The following is a 14,485-nucleotide window of genomic DNA, read 5'->3' on the forward strand; positions in this document are numbered from 1 at the left end:
CTCGCCACCTGCTGGCAACAGGCAGGCACGCCAGCCACACAGCCTGGCTGTGAAGAAAAGGAAATTGCATAAGTTGATCCCAAATTACAGGTATCTGGAGCCGCGGTGCGGCGGTTAATCAGATCAGCAAGAAGGATCGCGGCGGGCGTTCAATCGGTTCGATAAAGCCCATGGGCTGGCGGTGCAGGATGCTGGCACTCGGCACCTCGACGCGCGGCAATGCAGCGACCAGATAGGCCGCAGCCAATGATGGCGGCTCGTGGGCATGATCGGCAGTTGAAGAGGATTGATTATCGGCTGTGCACAACACGCAGGAGCTGGATGTTGCCAGGCTTTTACCGGCATCAAGGCCTGCCACGGCGTTTGCCACGGCTGTTGGCGCTTCAATCCCCGTTAACAAGGCACTGGTCTGCCAAAGCCAGACCATCAAAAAGGCCAGGCTCAACGCACGAAGCATTCTCAGGCTGAAGGTGCAGCGGGGCATTGAATCATCCATGGGTTGCAAGACGAGCGCAGCCAGCAAATCAAGATAGGCTAAAACCGGTTCGCTCAATTGCCTGCATTCGAGCATAGCCCTGGATTATCCGGCAAGCGTCCTTGCAGGCAATTGATTACCGATTGCTACAAGTAGCAGCCGACGCCCGCCACAATCGATAAACCCTGGCTATCACACTGATATTTTTGAAGCGCTCAGCCAATCGGTTACCATGCATGCCTGCCTAACCTATTGAATCGAGAATCGCGATGTCACAACCTTGGAGTCCCGATAGCTGGAGAGCCTGCCCAATCCAGCAGCAACCGCAGTACCCGAATGCAGCCCACTTGGCTAAAGTCGAGCAAACCCTGGCCGGTTATCCGCCATTGGTATTTGCAGGCGAAGCCCGAGAATTGCGTCGTCAGTTTGCGGAAGTGACTCAAGGTCGTGCATTTTTGCTGCAAGGCGGTGACTGCGCCGAAAGCTTTGCCGAGTTCAGCGCCGCCAAGATCCGCGACACCTTCAAGGTGTTGCTGCAAATGGCAATCGTGATGACCTTCGCTGCTGGTTGCCCGGTGGTAAAAGTCGGTCGCATGGCTGGCCAGTTCGCCAAGCCGCGTTCAGCCAATGATGAAACTATCGACGGCACCACCCTGCCCGCCTACCGTGGCGATATAGTCAACGGCATCGGTTTTGACAGCGCCAGTCGCGTGCCGGACCCGGAGCGCCTGCTTCAGGCTTATCACCAGTCCACAGCATCACTGAACCTGCTGCGTGCATTTGCCCAAGGCGGCTTCGCCGACCTGCATCAGGTTCATCAGTGGAACCTCGACTTCATTGCCAACTCGGATCTGGCCGAGAAATACAGCGCCCTTGCCGACCGCATCGATGAAACCCTGGCCTTTATGCGTGCCTGTGGCATGGACGCTTCGGCACAGGTGCGCGAAACCAGCTTCTTCACCGCCCACGAAGCCCTGCTGCTGGGTTACGAGCAAGCCTTTGTCCGCAAGGACAGCCTCACCGGGCGTTTCTATGATTGCTCCGCCCATATGCTCTGGATTGGTGATCGCACCCGCCAGCTCGATGGCGCGCACGTTGAGTTCCTGCGCGGCGTGGAAAACCCGATCGGGGTCAAAGTCGGGCCAAGCATGGGCAGCGAAGACCTGATCCGCCTGATCGATATCCTCAATCCCGAGAATGACCCAGGTCGCCTGAACCTGATCGTGCGCATGGGCGCCGACAAGGTCGAGGCCGGCCTGCCGCGCCTGATACAAACCGTGCAGCGCGAAGGCCGCAACGTGCTCTGGAGCTCTGACCCCATGCATGGCAACACCATCAAGGCTTCAAGCGGCTACAAGACCCGCGACTTTGCCCGGATACTTGCCGAAGTTAAGCAGTTCTTTGCCGTGCATCAGGCTGAAGGCACCTACGCAGGCGGCATTCACATCGAGATGACCGGGCAAAATGTCACCGAGTGCATTGGCGGTTCACGGCCCATCACCGAAGACGGTCTGTCTGATCGCTACCACACTCACTGCGACCCACGGATGAATGCTGATCAGTCCCTGGAGCTGGCCTTCCTGATTGCCGAAACCCTGAAACAGGTTCGCCGCTAAAGCCATTGATGCTGTGCTCGAGCTTCACCCCGAGCACAGCAGGCTTGTCTTTCTAGGCACTTAGCCGCTCACGCAAGCGGCCCAGCATGCCGAACAAACTGCCTACCCGCTCGCGTTCCGGCTCATTGGTCGGCACCTGCGCCAGGCGCATCACTGCAGTTTCAGGTTCTGCACGCCAGATAATGGCTTGTTCAACAGCGGCGCCCAGGCCTTTTTCAAACATCCCGCGCCGTATCGGCTTTGGCAGATAACGAAAGATCTGCGCCTCGTTGTTCAGGGCAGATAACGAAAGATCTGCGCCTCGTTGATCAGCTTGAGTAGTGCCTGGGTATCGCAAAACGGCGTGACCACGATACTCAACAAACGCGGATGAGCCTGTGCCAGGGTTTTAAGCAGAGGCGCGGTGTCGTCCCCGGCCAGCTTCAAATCACTGACCAGCAGCTCAACCGGCTCGCTGTTGAGAATGTGCATCGCCTCGGCAATATTGCGTACGCGCAACAAACGATGACCGCCCTGCTGGCAAAATGCATCAACCAGGGCCAGGGTCTCGGCATCATTGTCCAGCAGCAACACATTGAGCCGGGCGCTCATGGCACTAATCGACGCTAACTCGACAGGCGTGCTAGCCGCCGGTTGGCGCAGGGCAATTTCAGCCGCCTGGCGCAAGGTGAACGCCATTTCCTGAGGGTCCCAGGGCTTGGTCAGGTAGCGAAAGATACCGCCGTTATTCAGTGCATCAACGGCGGCATCCAGGTCTGAATAACCGGTCAAGAGTATGCGCAAGGTATTGGGTGCCAATTCACGGGCCTGGGCAAGCAATTCTGCGCCGCTCATGTGTGGCATGCGTTGGTCGCTGATCAGAATATGCACCGGTTGGTCCTCCAGCCGCTGCAAGGCGCGGTGCGGGTCACTTTCGGTCAAGACCTCGTACTGGCGGCGAAACTGCACCGCCAGGCTGCGCAATATGCGTTCTTCGTCATCGACAAACATGATGCGTGGCAAATGGCTCATATTCAGGCACTCCGTTGAAGTTGAGCCGCCTGTGGTCGCGGCAGGCGAATCAAAAAGCGCGTACCGCGCCCAGGCTCAGAGGCCACACGAATCAACCCGCCGTGGTCCTGAACAATCTTGAAGCAGATAGACAACCCCAAGCCGGTGCCCTGGCCAACGGGTTTGGTGGTGAAGAAAGGATCAAATATCCGCGCCACCACATGCGCTTCCATGCCCTTGCCACTGTCCTGCAGGGAAATAAACACAGCGTCCTCATCGGCCCAGCTCTTGATGACAACCTGGCCAAAGCCCTCAATGGCTTGTACCGCGTTGTTGAGCAGGTTGAGCAGGACCTGGTTGATTTGTGACGGGGCGCAGGAAATCAGTGGCAGCTGGCCAAGGTGCAGGCTGATTTCGGCTTTGTCCTTGGTGTTGTTACGGGCAATCAACAAGGCGCTGCGAATACAGTCGTTGATATCAACCTCTTCGCTCATCGCCCGGTCAAGCCTGGCGAAATCCTTGAGCCCGACCACCAACTCGGCAATCTGCTCCAGGCCATACATGGTGTCGGCAAACAATTGCTGCATATCAGCACTGAGCAACTCAGGCGCTGCAGCTTCACGGGCCTGGGCCGCGAGTGCAAAAGCATCAGCAAGCTGCTCTTCGGTGGTATCGGGGTTGGCCATGCAGTCTGCCAGGCGAGCTTGCGCATCGGTCAGTTCGAACAACGCCGCGCCCAGCTCATTCATCAATTGGACATTGTTTTTGACATAGCCCAGCGGAGTGTTCAATTCATGGGCAACGCCGGCCACCATTTGCCCAAGCGATGCCATTTTCTCCGACTGGATCAACTGCGCCTGGGACTCCTTCAGGTCATGGAGCGCCTTGCGCAGCACCGTGTTGCGCTGAGCTATGCGCGACTCCATGGCCTTGAGCAAGTCGAGCACTGTGCCCAAGCCCTGGTAATGGCCAGCCTGATCAACCAACACGAAATCCTCTGTGATCGGGTATTGCAGTTGTCCGGTGATCTGCCTGGCGGCCTCTTCCAGGCTGGTCGCCAGGCTGACCACCAAGGGCTGGGCGTTCATTATCTCGGTAACGGGATGCCGGCCACGCAAGTCACGGCCAAATCGCTGCATGAAGATGTCTTGCAAGGCGGTTCGACTGACCAGCCCCAGCGGCTTTCCCGCGCTGTCGACTATTGGCAGCGATAGAAAAGCCTTGTGCTGGGGGGTTAACAACCGGTCGGCGACATCGGCAATACTCATGTCCGGCGCAAGTGGCTCAACCGCTTTGAGCAACTGCGTAAGTGCGCTGGCAGTGGGCATCAGGCAACTCCTTGCTGGATTAGACCTGTCATTTAAGCAGCGTCAAGTTGCCATCATGTGACATCGTTCCCAACCCGGCAGACTGCAACGGCGCTGTCATCACCCAGTCATATTGGCCTAGACCAGTGCAACCTGAACCGCCCACGCACCAGCATGAATCAAACCTTGGCAGCGCTATGGGCTTCCCGGCTTGGATTCACAGCAATACAAGCCCCTGGCACGGCCACTGCAAAGGCAATTCAAAGCAAGGGTTTGCAGCGTTTGCACTATCACCGGCACTACACCGAGGCCCATCAATTGCCTTACCAAACCTCAATAGGCGCCCTGCGCTACCGTTTTGATGACCTTAAAAGCCTGCTCGGCAAAGCCAGTCCGGCCCGCTCCGGTGATTATCTGGCAGGCCTTGCAGCCGCGACCTACGAAGAGCGCATGGCCGCGAAAATGGCCCTGGCCGAGTTGCCACTCAAGCAGTTTCTCAATGAAGCGCTGATTCCTTATGAGCAGGATGAAGTCACTCGCTTGATCATTGACCGTCATGACAAGCAGGCTTTTGCGGCTATTAGCCATTTTACCGTTGGGGACCTGCGCGACTGGCTTCTGCTCGACAGCACGGACAGCCAGGTGCTGGCCGCCGTCGCACCCGGCATAACCCCGGAAATGGCGGCCGCGGTCAGTAAATTGATGCGCAACCAGGACTTGATCCTGATTGCGCGCAAATGCCGGGTCGTCACCGCGTTTCGCAACACTATCGGCCTGCCTGATCGCTTATCCGTTCGTCTGCAACCCAATCATCCGACCGACGATGTCCGCGCAATAGCGGCCAGCATGCTTGACGGGCTGTTGTATGGCTCCGGCGACGCCACGGTTGGAATAAACCCTGCCAGCGACTCATTGTCGACGCTGATGCGCCTGTGGCAGATGATGGATGAAGTTCGCCAGTATTTTGATATCCCCATGCAGAGTTGTGTGCTGACACACGTCACCACGCAAATCCAGGCCATCGAGGCTGGCGCGCCTGTCGATCTGGTCTTTCAATCCATTGCCGGCACCGAGAAAACCAACAGCAGCTTTGGCATCAACCTGAACCTGCTGCGTGAAGCACATCAAGCCGCGCAGTCACTAAGGCGCGGCACTGTCGGTGATAACCTGATGTACTTTGAAACCGGCCAGGGCAGCGCCTTGTCCGCAGGCGGCCACCACCAGGTTGACCAGCAAACCTGTGAGGCCCGCGCCTATGCCGTCGCCCGTGAGTTCAAGCCACTGCTGGTCAACACCGTGGTTGGCTTTATCGGCCCCGAATACCTGTACGACGGCAAACAAATCATTCGCGCGGGCCTGGAGGATCACTTCTGCGGCAAATTGCTGGGCCTGCCGATGGGCTGTGATGTGTGCTACACCAACCATGCCGAAGCCGATCAGGATGATATGGACACCCTGCTGACGCTGTTCGGCGCTGCAGGAATCAACTTCATCATGGGCATTCCGGGCGCCGATGACATCATGCTCAATTACCAGAGCACCTCCTTTCACGACGCGCTCTATCTGCGCAGTGTCATGGGTTTGAAGCGTGCGCCTGAGTTCGACGCCTGGCTGGCGCGCATGGCCATCACCGAGACCAATGGCAAGCTGCGCGATATCGGTCGCGGCCACCATCTGCTGCAACAACTGCAGCGTATCTCTGGCGCCGCCTGAGGCATTGACGATGAGCGACGACCTGATCCAGACCAACCCATGGGATCAACTGCGCGCCCATACTTCTGCGCGTATAGCCCTGGGCCGCGTGGGCTCGAGCTTGCCTACCCGTGAAGTGCTCGCCTTTGGACTGGCCCACGCCCAAGCCCGTGATGCCGTGCATCGGCCACTGGACATCAACGACCTCAAGCAACAGTTGAAAACCCATGGCTTTCGCACACTGCAGGTTCATAGCAACGCCGCGGACCGGAACAGCTATCTACTGCGCCCCGATTATGGACGCCACTTGCACGATGACAGCCGGGTTTATCTTGAGCATGAACTGGCCGCCCCGGAACTGGCGATTGTGATAGCCGATGGCCTGTCAGCCATTGCTGCGCAGCGTCACGCATTACCCTTACTGCTGGCCTTTCGCGAACAGTTCGACACTGACTGGCCCAATACCCCGGTGGTGCTTGCAGAACAAGGTCGCGTGGCGATCGGCGACGGTATCGCCGTCGCACTGCGAGCGCACCTGGTTGTGGTGTTGATTGGTGAACGCCCCGGCTTGAGCTCACCGGATAGCCTGGGTATCTACCTGACTTACCAGCCCAGGCTCGACAGCATGGACAGCCAGCGCAACTGCATTTCCAATGTGCGCCCGCAAGGCCTGCCTTATGCCCAGGCGGCCGCCAAGCTTGACTACCTTGCCCGTGAATCATTGCGCCTGCGGCTTTCAGGGGTGACCTTGAAGGATGACAGCAACCTGGCCAACGCGCCCGGCCAAGCAACCGCTAAGGTATCAAGTGACCAGCCACCGAATGACAGTCTGCAGATCCCAGAGTAAGCTAGTTGTTCACCCCTGATTGGGAGCCGAGCATGCCTTGGTATATCTGGTTATTGATTATTGTCGTTTTAGGTTCCATCGTTGGCGGCCTGATGATGCTCCGCGACACAGCAAAACCGTTGAACCTGACCGATGAGCAGCTTAAGCGCATCCACAAACGTAATATCGAGCAAGACGCCAAGGATGCCCAGGACTCCTAGCGCTTAGTAGGCCCGGCCTGCTCAGCTAGGCTCTGGGCGGGCTCAATGGCTAGTTGTCCTGGCGCACGACCTTGATGTCGTAGGGTGCAAAAATTGCGTCCAGCTGCCCTGACTGGCGCAAGTCTTCAAGCAACTGACTAAAACGCTGTGCGCTGATGGGCGCGTTGTTGCGCAAGATCGCATGGTGGGCATAAACCTGGTCGACCCGCTCGGATATCAACAGGCCCTTTGCATACTTGGGATAGCTCTCGAAAAAAGCCTTCAGGTACGAACGCGTCACCAGAGCAATATCAGCTCGTCGGTGGACCACCATCATGATATTACCGTCAAGGGATCGACTAACGATGGCATTATGAGCTTTAGCCAGATAGCCAGGGTCAGTGTTGAACCCTGCGAACGCATAGTGATAACCGCTGAACAAAGCCAATCGTTTACCCAGGATCTTGTCGAAATAAGCCTGCTGGCGTCCCTGCGCGGTGCGCGCGACAAACACCTCGGCGTCTTCAAGCCCCATATCGACGCTCTGGTTGGGAATATCCTGCCAACCCCAGCGTGGATTCTCGAATAGGCTGATATCCACCCGGCCATTGTTCAGGTCAGCGTAACGCCGCTGCAAGGAAGTCGGGACAATGATGAATTCGAACTCAGCCTGCTGGTTGTTCAGTGCAGCGATCAACTCCGGCAGCAAGCCACGGCTCGTCACCGCGCTGGCTCCGAATGCATAGGGCGGAAAGTACACGCCACTGACGTTGACAACCTGCCTGGCCAGCGAAGTACTCGAAAAGATTATCAACAAAGCAGCTATCAACGGCTTGAACATAGGCTTGCCTATTACCCGAACATCCATATTTGCAAATAGCCACTAATTGCAAACTCTACCCTAGTTAATGGAGCTGCAAAATGCGCAAAGTGACCACTTGGCTGAAAGTGTCGGTTTTGCGCCAGGTTTTGTCCGTTCCCTGGAAGGCTCGTCTATCAGTCTTTCAACACCAGCGATAATGCCTCTTCGGCGAGTTGATCAAGGCTCATTGGCCCCTCGGAGCGAAACCAGGTTGTGGTCCAGCTCAAAGCCCCGGTCAGGAAGCGCCGGATAATGAATGGATCGGCCTTGAAGTAGCCCTCTGCCTTGGCTTGCGCCAAAACCTCCAGCCAGATCTGCTCATAGGTCTCACGCAGCGCCAGGATGTGGGCACGGCCTTCATCTGACAACGACCTCCACTCATAGACCAGCACTGCCATCGCCTCCCCTGTGCCCCCCATGATCGACTGCAATTCACAACGAATAAGAGCCAGCACTCGTTCGCGCAAGGTGGTTGCCTCATCCAGCGCGGCTTGCATCATGGCGGTGTTGTAGCGAACCGTTTCCTCCATCACCGAGCGCAGAATTTCATCCTTGCTCTTGAAGTGGTGAAAGATGCTGCCTGACTGGATACCAACTGCGCTGGCGAGGTCACGCACCGTGGTGCGCTCATAGCCTTTGCTGCGAAACAGGTGCGCGGCCGTTTGCAGTAATTTTCCACGGGCGCTGTCCGGGTCCGTCACCAAGCCATTGGCAACCAGTTCCTGCATGACAGCCTGGGCCTTCAAATCATCCAAACTTTTTACTCCTGGAATACTTGCCAGCAACTTACCGGAAAACCATCGAACCGCTGCCAAAGAGGCCGACAAGTGCTTGTTGGAATTAACGAAATCTATGCCTACACGGTAAACCAAGCAAGCGCTTGGCACTAGCTCAGCATAGAAATATCACAGCAAAGGCTTTTCAACCAAGCGCTTGCTTGGTAGTGTTGATCGCACCCTATCTGCATGTTGCGGGCCTGACTCTAATGACTAAAACCGTACGTATCGGCTGCGCCAGCGCATTCTGGGGCGACACCTCCACTGCCGCCGCCCAGCTTGTCAACGGGACCCGGCTGGACTACCTGGTATTTGACTACCTGGCCGAAATCACCATGTCGATCATGGCCGGGGCCAAAATGAAAAACCCGGATGCCGGCTATGCCAGCGATTTCGTCGAGACACTGCAGCCACTGCTGAACACCATTGCCACACGCAATATCCGTGTTATCAGCAATGCTGGCGGGGTCAATCCCCAAGCCTGCGCGGCGGCGCTTGCTGCGGCCTGCGAAAAAGCCGGAGTCGAATTGAAAATCGCCGTGGTGCATGGCGACAACCTGCAAGCCAAAGCCAGCGAACTGGCCAAAGCCGGCACACTGGAAATGTTCAGCGGTGCAGCAATGCCGCCCTTCTGCGTATCGGTCAACGCCTACCTGGGTGCCCCGGGGATTGCGGCTGCACTCGAACTGGGTGCGGACATAGTCATTACCGGCCGGGTCGTCGACAGCGCGGTGGTCAGCGGTGCCTTGGTCCATGAATTCGGCTGGTCCTGGAGTGACTACGACAAGCTCGCCCAGGCGGCGCTTGCCGGCCATCTCATCGAGTGCGGCGCGCAATGCACCGGCGGCAACTTCACCGACTGGCAAGAGGTTCCGGATTACGAGCACATTGGCTTTCCAGTGATAGAGGTTGGGGCTGACGCTGGTTTCACTGTCAGCAAGCCAGAAAACACTGGCGGCCTGGTAAGCCGGCTGACCGTCGGCGAACAGCTGCTCTACGAAATTGGTGATCCGCACGCCTACCTGCTGCCTGATGTGACCTGCGATTTCAGCCAGGTCGAACTGCAGCAGTCTGGCCCCAACCGTGTTGCAGTCAGCGGTGCCAAAGGCTCGGCGCCAACCGAGACTTATAAAGTCAGTGCAACCCACCCAGATGGTTTTCGCTGCACAGCCAGTTGCTTGATCAGCGGTATGGATGCAGTGAAAAAGGCGCAACGGGTCAGCCAGGCGATTATTGCCAAGACCGAGGAGATATTCGCTGAACGCGGCTGGGACAAGTATCGCGAGGTGAATATCGAATTGCTTGGCAGCGAAGCCACCTATGGTCCACATGGCCAGCGCCAGGATACCCGTGAAGTGGTGATCAAGCTCGCAGTGCGCCACGCCAGAAAAGAAGCCTTGATAGTCTTCTCGCGGGAGATTGCCCAGGCTGCAACCGGCATGGCGCCGGGCTTGACCGGGATTGTCGGTGGACGGCCAACGGTCTACCCGGTTATCCGCCTGTTCTCCTTCCTGGTCGACAAGTCCGCCTGCGCAGTTGAGGTCGAGATCGACGGCCAGCGCCACGGCGTGGCCCTCCCCTCCCTGGAGCCCGGTCAGCAACATTCCCTGATCACCGCTGCACCGACAGCAAGCGGTCCTACGCCAGCCTGCGTGCCGCTGGTCAAGCTGGCAGTTGCACGCTCCGGCGACAAGGGCAATCACAGCAATATCGGGGTCATGGCCAGAAAGCCCGAATACATGGCATGGATCGCGGCTGCTTTGTCCGAGGCAGCCGTGGCCGAATGGATGGCCCATGTCCTTGAACCAAGGCAGGGCAAGGTCAGCCGCTGGTATTTACCCGGCACCCATAGCTTGAACTTCCTGCTGGAAAACGCCTTGGGCGGTGGCGGTGTCGCCAGCCTGCGCATTGACCCACAAGGCAAGGCCTTTGCCCAACAACTGCTGGAATTTCCGGTGCCAGTCCCTGCTGCCCTGGCGAGCAGCCTGGAGTAGACGATAGACACGCGCCCTGGCCCTCTACAAGACGAGAATAACAATGAGCTATAACTCGATTTTCCGCACTGACCTCTTCGCCGGGCAAACCATCATGGTGACCGGTGGCGGCAGTGGTATTGGCCGCTGCACCGCACATGAGCTGGCAGCGCTTGGCGCACACGTCGTACTGGTTGGCCGTACGATTGAAAAGCTGGAAAAGACCGCAGCAGAAATCAGCCAGGATAACGGCAGCGTCAGTTATTACAGTTGCGATATCCGTGACGAGGCCTCGGTCAAGGCCATGGTCGAAAGCGTCATTGCAGCGCGCGGGCAAATCCATCACCTGGTCAACAACGCCGGCGGACAATACCCGGCGCCACTCGCTTCGATCACCCTTAAAGGTTTCGAGGCGGTGGTCAAAACCAATCTAGTCGGTGGCTTTCTGGTCGCCCGCGAAGTATTCAACCAATCGATGAAGAACAGCGGCGGCAGCATCGTCAATATGCTGGCCGATATGTGGGGCGGCATGCCGGGCATGGGGCACTCAGGCGCGGCGCGGGCCGGGATGGAAAACTTCACCAAGACCGCCGCTGTCGAATGGGGCTATGCGGGGGTACGGGTCAACGCCGTGGCACCCGGCTGGATTGCCTCCAGCGGCATGGATACTTATGAAGGCGCCTTCAAGGCAATAATTCCCGTCCTGCGTGAACATGTACCGTTAAAACGCATCGGCACGGAATCGGAAGTCTCTGCCGCCATTGTTTTCTTGCTCAGCCCAGGTGCCGCATTTATCAGTGGCACCACGCTACGCATTGACGGCGCATCCAGCCAAGGCACTCGCGCCTTTCCCCTGGCCAAGGCCAAAGCTGGGGCGGACCAGGCATTCAACGGCTTCCACCGCGCCTACTTGCCAGACGTGCTTAAAGGGGAATAACCAATGCCGGTGATTCAATCCGAGATTGACGTAAACAGCAGTGAGTTTGCCGATAACCGCCAAGCCATGCTTGAAGCCATTGCCAGCTTTCGCGAGGCCGAACAGAAGGTGCTCGACAAGGCTGCAGCGGCCAAGGCCAAGTTCGACAAACGTGGCCAATTGCTGCCCCGTGAACGCCTTAGTGCCCTGCTCGACCCGGGCGCGCCATTTCTGGAGTTGTCATCTTTGGCGGGCTACAAGCTACACGACGACAAGGATGGCACCCAAGCAGGCGGAGGCATCATCTCGGGCATCGGTTATATCGCCGGTGTGCGCTGCCTGATCAGCGCAAGCAACAGTGCAATCAAGGGCGGCACCATTTCACCGACCGGCCTGAAGAAGACCCTGCGCCTGCAGCAGATTGCAGTCAAAAACAAACTGCCGGTCGTAACCCTCGCGGAAAGCGGCGGCCCCAACCTCAATTATGCCGCTGATATTTTCATTGAGGGCGCGCGTGGCTTTGCCAACCAAGCGCGCATGTCCGCCATGGGGTTGCCGCAAATCACCGTGGTGCATGGTTCCAGTACCGCAGGCGGGGCCTACCAGCCAGGGCTTTCCGATTATGTGGTAGTGGTGCGCGGCAAGGCCAAGATGTTTCTCGCTGGCCCTCCCCTGCTAAAAGCTGCCACTGGCGAAGTGGCAACCGATGAAGAACTTGGCGGCGCAGAAATGCACGCGCAAACCGCAGGCACCGCTGAATACCTGGCCGAGAATGATGCCGATGCCCTGCGCATCGCCCGGGAGATTGTCAGCGTGCTGCCCTGGAACGCGCAATTACCCGCCCGCCAGGCGCCAAGTTATCGCCAACCGCTGTATGAGGCGCAAGAGCTGCTTGGAGTAGTACCTGCAGACCCGAAAAAGCCTTACGACGTGCGTGAAATAATTGCGCGAATCGCTGATGGCTCGGAGTTTCTCGACTTCAAGAGTGAGTTCGACCAGCAAACCGTCTGCGGCCACTTGAGCATTGAAGGCCACCGCTGCGGCTTGATCGGCAACAACGGCCCAATCACTCCGCAAGGGGCGGCCAAGGCTGCGCAATTCATTCAACTGTGCGAACAAAGCAATACGCCGATTCTGTTCCTGCACAACACCACAGGCTTCATGGTCGGTACCGAGTCAGAGCAACTTGGGGTGATCAAGCACGGCTCGAAAATGATTCAGGCAGTGGCCAATGCCAGCGTGCCCAAGCTGACCATAGTGGTCGGCGGTTCCTATGGCGCAGGTAATTACGCCATGTGTGGACGCGGCCTGGACCCGCGCTTCATCTTTGCCTGGCCCAACAGCAGGACGGCAGTCATGGGCGGAGCCCAGGCCGGCAAGGTGTTGCGCATCGTCACCGAAGCCAAGCATGCAAAAGAAGGCCTTGAAGCCGACCCGAAAATGCTCGACATGCTCGAACAGGTCACCGCGCAGAAACTCGACAGCCAGTCGACCGCTCTTTACGGCACGGCCAGCCTTTGGGATGACGGCCTGATCGACCCACGCGATACCCGCAAGCTGCTCGGCTATTTGCTGGATATCTGCACCGAAGCAGCCCTGCGCCCCCTGAAAAACAATCGCTTTGGCGTGGCGCGCTTCTAGCCCTGGCGCCCGACTTAACCTTTCGCTCTGGAGAATAACAAGATGATCTTCACTCAAGAACACCAAGAGCTGCGTCGTACGGTCAAGAACTTCGTCGATAAGGAGATAAACCCCTATGTCGACCAATGGGAAAAGGATGGCCGTTTTCCTATTCACGATGTATTCAAAAAAGCCGGCAATCTGGGTCTGCTGGGCATATCCAAGCCCGAAAAATTCGGCGGCATGGGCCTCGACTACAGCTACTCGATAGTTGCGGCGGAAGAGTTCGGCACCATTCATTGCGGTGGCGTCCCCATGTCACTTGGGGTGCAAACCGACATGTGCACCCCAGCCCTGGCCCGTTTTGGTTCTGATGAACTGCGTGATGAGTTTCTGCGCCCGGCCATCAGCGGCGAAATGGTTGGCTGCATCGGGGTTTCCGAAGTGGGTGCCGGCTCGGACGTCGCAGGCCTCAAGACAACGGCTCGCAAGGACGGCGACGACTATATTATCGACGGCAGCAAGATGTGGATCACCAACTCGCCGAGCGCTGACTTCATCTGCCTGCTGGCAAACACCTCGGACGAAAAACCCCACGTCAACAAGTCCCTGATCATGGTGCCGATGAACACCCCGGGCATCACACTCAGTCCACACCTCGACAAACTCGGGATGCGCAGTTCCGAAACCGCGCAAGTGTTTTTCGATAATGTCCGTGTGCCGCAGCGTAACCGCATCGGCCAGGAAGGCGCCGGGTTCATGATGCAGATGCTGCAGTTCCAGGAAGAACGCCTATTCGGCTCGGCCAACATGATCAAGGGGCTGGAGCATTGCGTCGAGGCCACCATCGAATACTGCAAGGAGCGCAAGACCTTCGGCAACGCGCTGATCGACAATCAGGTGATTCATTTCCGCATGGCCGAGTTGGCGTGTGAAATCGAGGCCTTGCGTGCGCTGGTCTACCAGGCAACCGAAATGTATGTCGCTGGCAAGGATGTCACCAAGCTAGCCTCTATGGCCAAGCTCAAGGCCGGCCGACTGGGCCGCGAAGTGAGCGACAGTTGCCTGCAGTACTGGGGCGGCATGGGCTTTATGTGGGACAACCCGGTGTCCCGGGCCTACCGCGACGTGCGCCTGGTTTCGATTGGTGCCGGCGCCGATGAAATCATGCTCGGCATCATCTGCAAGCTGATGGGCATTCTACCCGGCAAGAAAAAAGCCTGAAGCAGAAC

Annotated in this window: 13 protein-coding genes and 2 pseudogenes; 9 read left to right on the forward strand and 6 right to left on the reverse strand. The window is 57.8% G+C overall.

The window, feature by feature from the left end:
* Window positions 1–118 precede the first annotated feature (118 nt).
* Window positions 119–484, reverse strand: a complete 366-nt coding sequence (locus tag PSES9_RS0116465; RefSeq protein ID WP_138943149.1) for a hypothetical protein — start codon at window positions 482–484, stop codon at window positions 119–121.
* Window positions 485–744: 260 nt separating this feature from the next.
* Between PSES9_RS0116465 and PSES9_RS0116470 the strand changes: the two genes are divergently transcribed.
* Window positions 745–2,091, forward strand: a complete 1,347-nt coding sequence (locus PSES9_RS0116470) for a class II 3-deoxy-7-phosphoheptulonate synthase (protein WP_010488779.1) — start codon at window positions 745–747, stop codon at window positions 2,089–2,091.
* A 52-nt stretch (window positions 2,092–2,143) separates the two neighbouring features.
* On the opposite strand, the pseudogene PSES9_RS23800 reads toward PSES9_RS0116470, so the two are convergent.
* Together PSES9_RS23800 and PSES9_RS25730 are read right to left on the reverse strand one after the other, a co-directional pair.
* Window positions 2,144–3,102 (reverse strand): annotated as a pseudogene (locus PSES9_RS23800) (response regulator).
* 2 nt (window positions 3,103–3,104) lie between these two features.
* Complete coding sequence (locus PSES9_RS25730; RefSeq protein WP_443216060.1) at window positions 3,105–3,443, reverse strand: ATP-binding protein; 339 nt, start codon at window positions 3,441–3,443, stop codon at window positions 3,105–3,107.
* On the opposite strand from PSES9_RS25730, the gene PSES9_RS25735 reads away from it, so the two are divergent.
* Complete coding sequence (locus tag PSES9_RS25735; RefSeq protein WP_443216061.1) at window positions 3,340–3,855, forward strand: hypothetical protein; 516 nt, start codon at window positions 3,340–3,342, stop codon at window positions 3,853–3,855. The two genes, PSES9_RS25730 and PSES9_RS25735, sit on opposite strands and share 104 nt — an antisense overlap.
* 158 nt (window positions 3,856–4,013) lie before the next feature.
* On the opposite strand, the pseudogene PSES9_RS25740 reads toward PSES9_RS25735, so the two are convergent.
* Window positions 4,014–4,409: pseudogene (locus tag PSES9_RS25740) on the reverse strand (CBS domain-containing protein); the annotation flags it as partial.
* Window positions 4,410–4,706: 297 nt separating this feature from the next.
* Here PSES9_RS25740 and PSES9_RS0116485 point away from each other — a divergent pair.
* From PSES9_RS0116485 to PSES9_RS24665, 3 genes are read left to right on the forward strand one after another with little or no spacing between them, the layout of a single operon-like run.
* Window positions 4,707–6,101, forward strand: coding sequence for an ethanolamine ammonia-lyase subunit EutB (locus tag PSES9_RS0116485; RefSeq protein WP_010488783.1), 1,395 nt, complete (start codon window positions 4,707–4,709; stop codon window positions 6,099–6,101).
* 10 nt (window positions 6,102–6,111) lie between these two features.
* Entirely contained in the window at window positions 6,112–6,927 is an 816-nt protein-coding gene (eutC, locus tag PSES9_RS0116490; protein WP_010488785.1) for an ethanolamine ammonia-lyase subunit EutC, read from the forward strand.
* Between the two features lie 32 nt (window positions 6,928–6,959).
* Window positions 6,960–7,127, forward strand: a complete 168-nt coding sequence (locus PSES9_RS24665) for a DUF2897 family protein (RefSeq protein ID WP_010488787.1) — start codon at window positions 6,960–6,962, stop codon at window positions 7,125–7,127.
* A 49-nt stretch (window positions 7,128–7,176) separates the two neighbouring features.
* On the opposite strand, the gene PSES9_RS0116500 is transcribed toward PSES9_RS24665, so the two are convergent.
* Both PSES9_RS0116500 and PSES9_RS0116505 read right to left on the reverse strand, forming a co-directional pair.
* Window positions 7,177–7,947 carry a transporter substrate-binding domain-containing protein gene (locus tag PSES9_RS0116500; protein WP_010488789.1) on the reverse strand — a complete coding sequence of 257 codons (771 nt, stop codon included), beginning with the start codon at window positions 7,945–7,947 and terminating at the stop codon, window positions 7,177–7,179.
* 155 nt (window positions 7,948–8,102) lie between these two features.
* Complete coding sequence (locus PSES9_RS0116505) at window positions 8,103–8,723, reverse strand: TetR/AcrR family transcriptional regulator (protein WP_010488791.1); 621 nt, start codon at window positions 8,721–8,723, stop codon at window positions 8,103–8,105.
* Window positions 8,724–8,953: 230 nt separating this feature from the next.
* On the opposite strand from PSES9_RS0116505, the gene PSES9_RS0116510 reads away from it, so the two are divergent.
* Genes PSES9_RS0116510 through atuD form a run of 4 tightly spaced genes read left to right on the forward strand, consistent with a single transcriptional unit; the run spans window position 8,954 to window position 14,477 of the window.
* Window positions 8,954–10,738, forward strand: a complete 1,785-nt coding sequence (locus PSES9_RS0116510; RefSeq protein WP_010488794.1) for an acyclic terpene utilization AtuA family protein — start codon at window positions 8,954–8,956, stop codon at window positions 10,736–10,738.
* Between the two features lie 43 nt (window positions 10,739–10,781).
* Window positions 10,782–11,654 carry an SDR family oxidoreductase gene (locus PSES9_RS0116515; protein ID WP_010488795.1) on the forward strand — a complete coding sequence of 291 codons (873 nt, stop codon included), beginning with the start codon at window positions 10,782–10,784 and terminating at the stop codon, window positions 11,652–11,654.
* A gap of 3 nt (window positions 11,655–11,657) precedes the next feature.
* A complete protein-coding gene (gene atuC / locus PSES9_RS0116520) occupies window positions 11,658–13,274 on the forward strand; it encodes a geranyl-CoA carboxylase subunit beta (RefSeq protein ID WP_010488797.1) in 1,617 nt (538 codons plus the stop codon).
* Window positions 13,275–13,316: 42 nt separating this feature from the next.
* Complete coding sequence (gene atuD / locus PSES9_RS0116525) at window positions 13,317–14,477, forward strand: citronellyl-CoA dehydrogenase (RefSeq protein ID WP_010488799.1); 1,161 nt, start codon at window positions 13,317–13,319, stop codon at window positions 14,475–14,477.
* Window positions 14,478–14,485: the final 8 nt, after the last annotated feature.

It is taken from the genome of Pseudomonas sp. S9 (assembly GCF_000222125.1).
GTDB classification, from domain to species: Bacteria; Pseudomonadota; Gammaproteobacteria; order Pseudomonadales; family Pseudomonadaceae; genus Aquipseudomonas; species Aquipseudomonas segetis.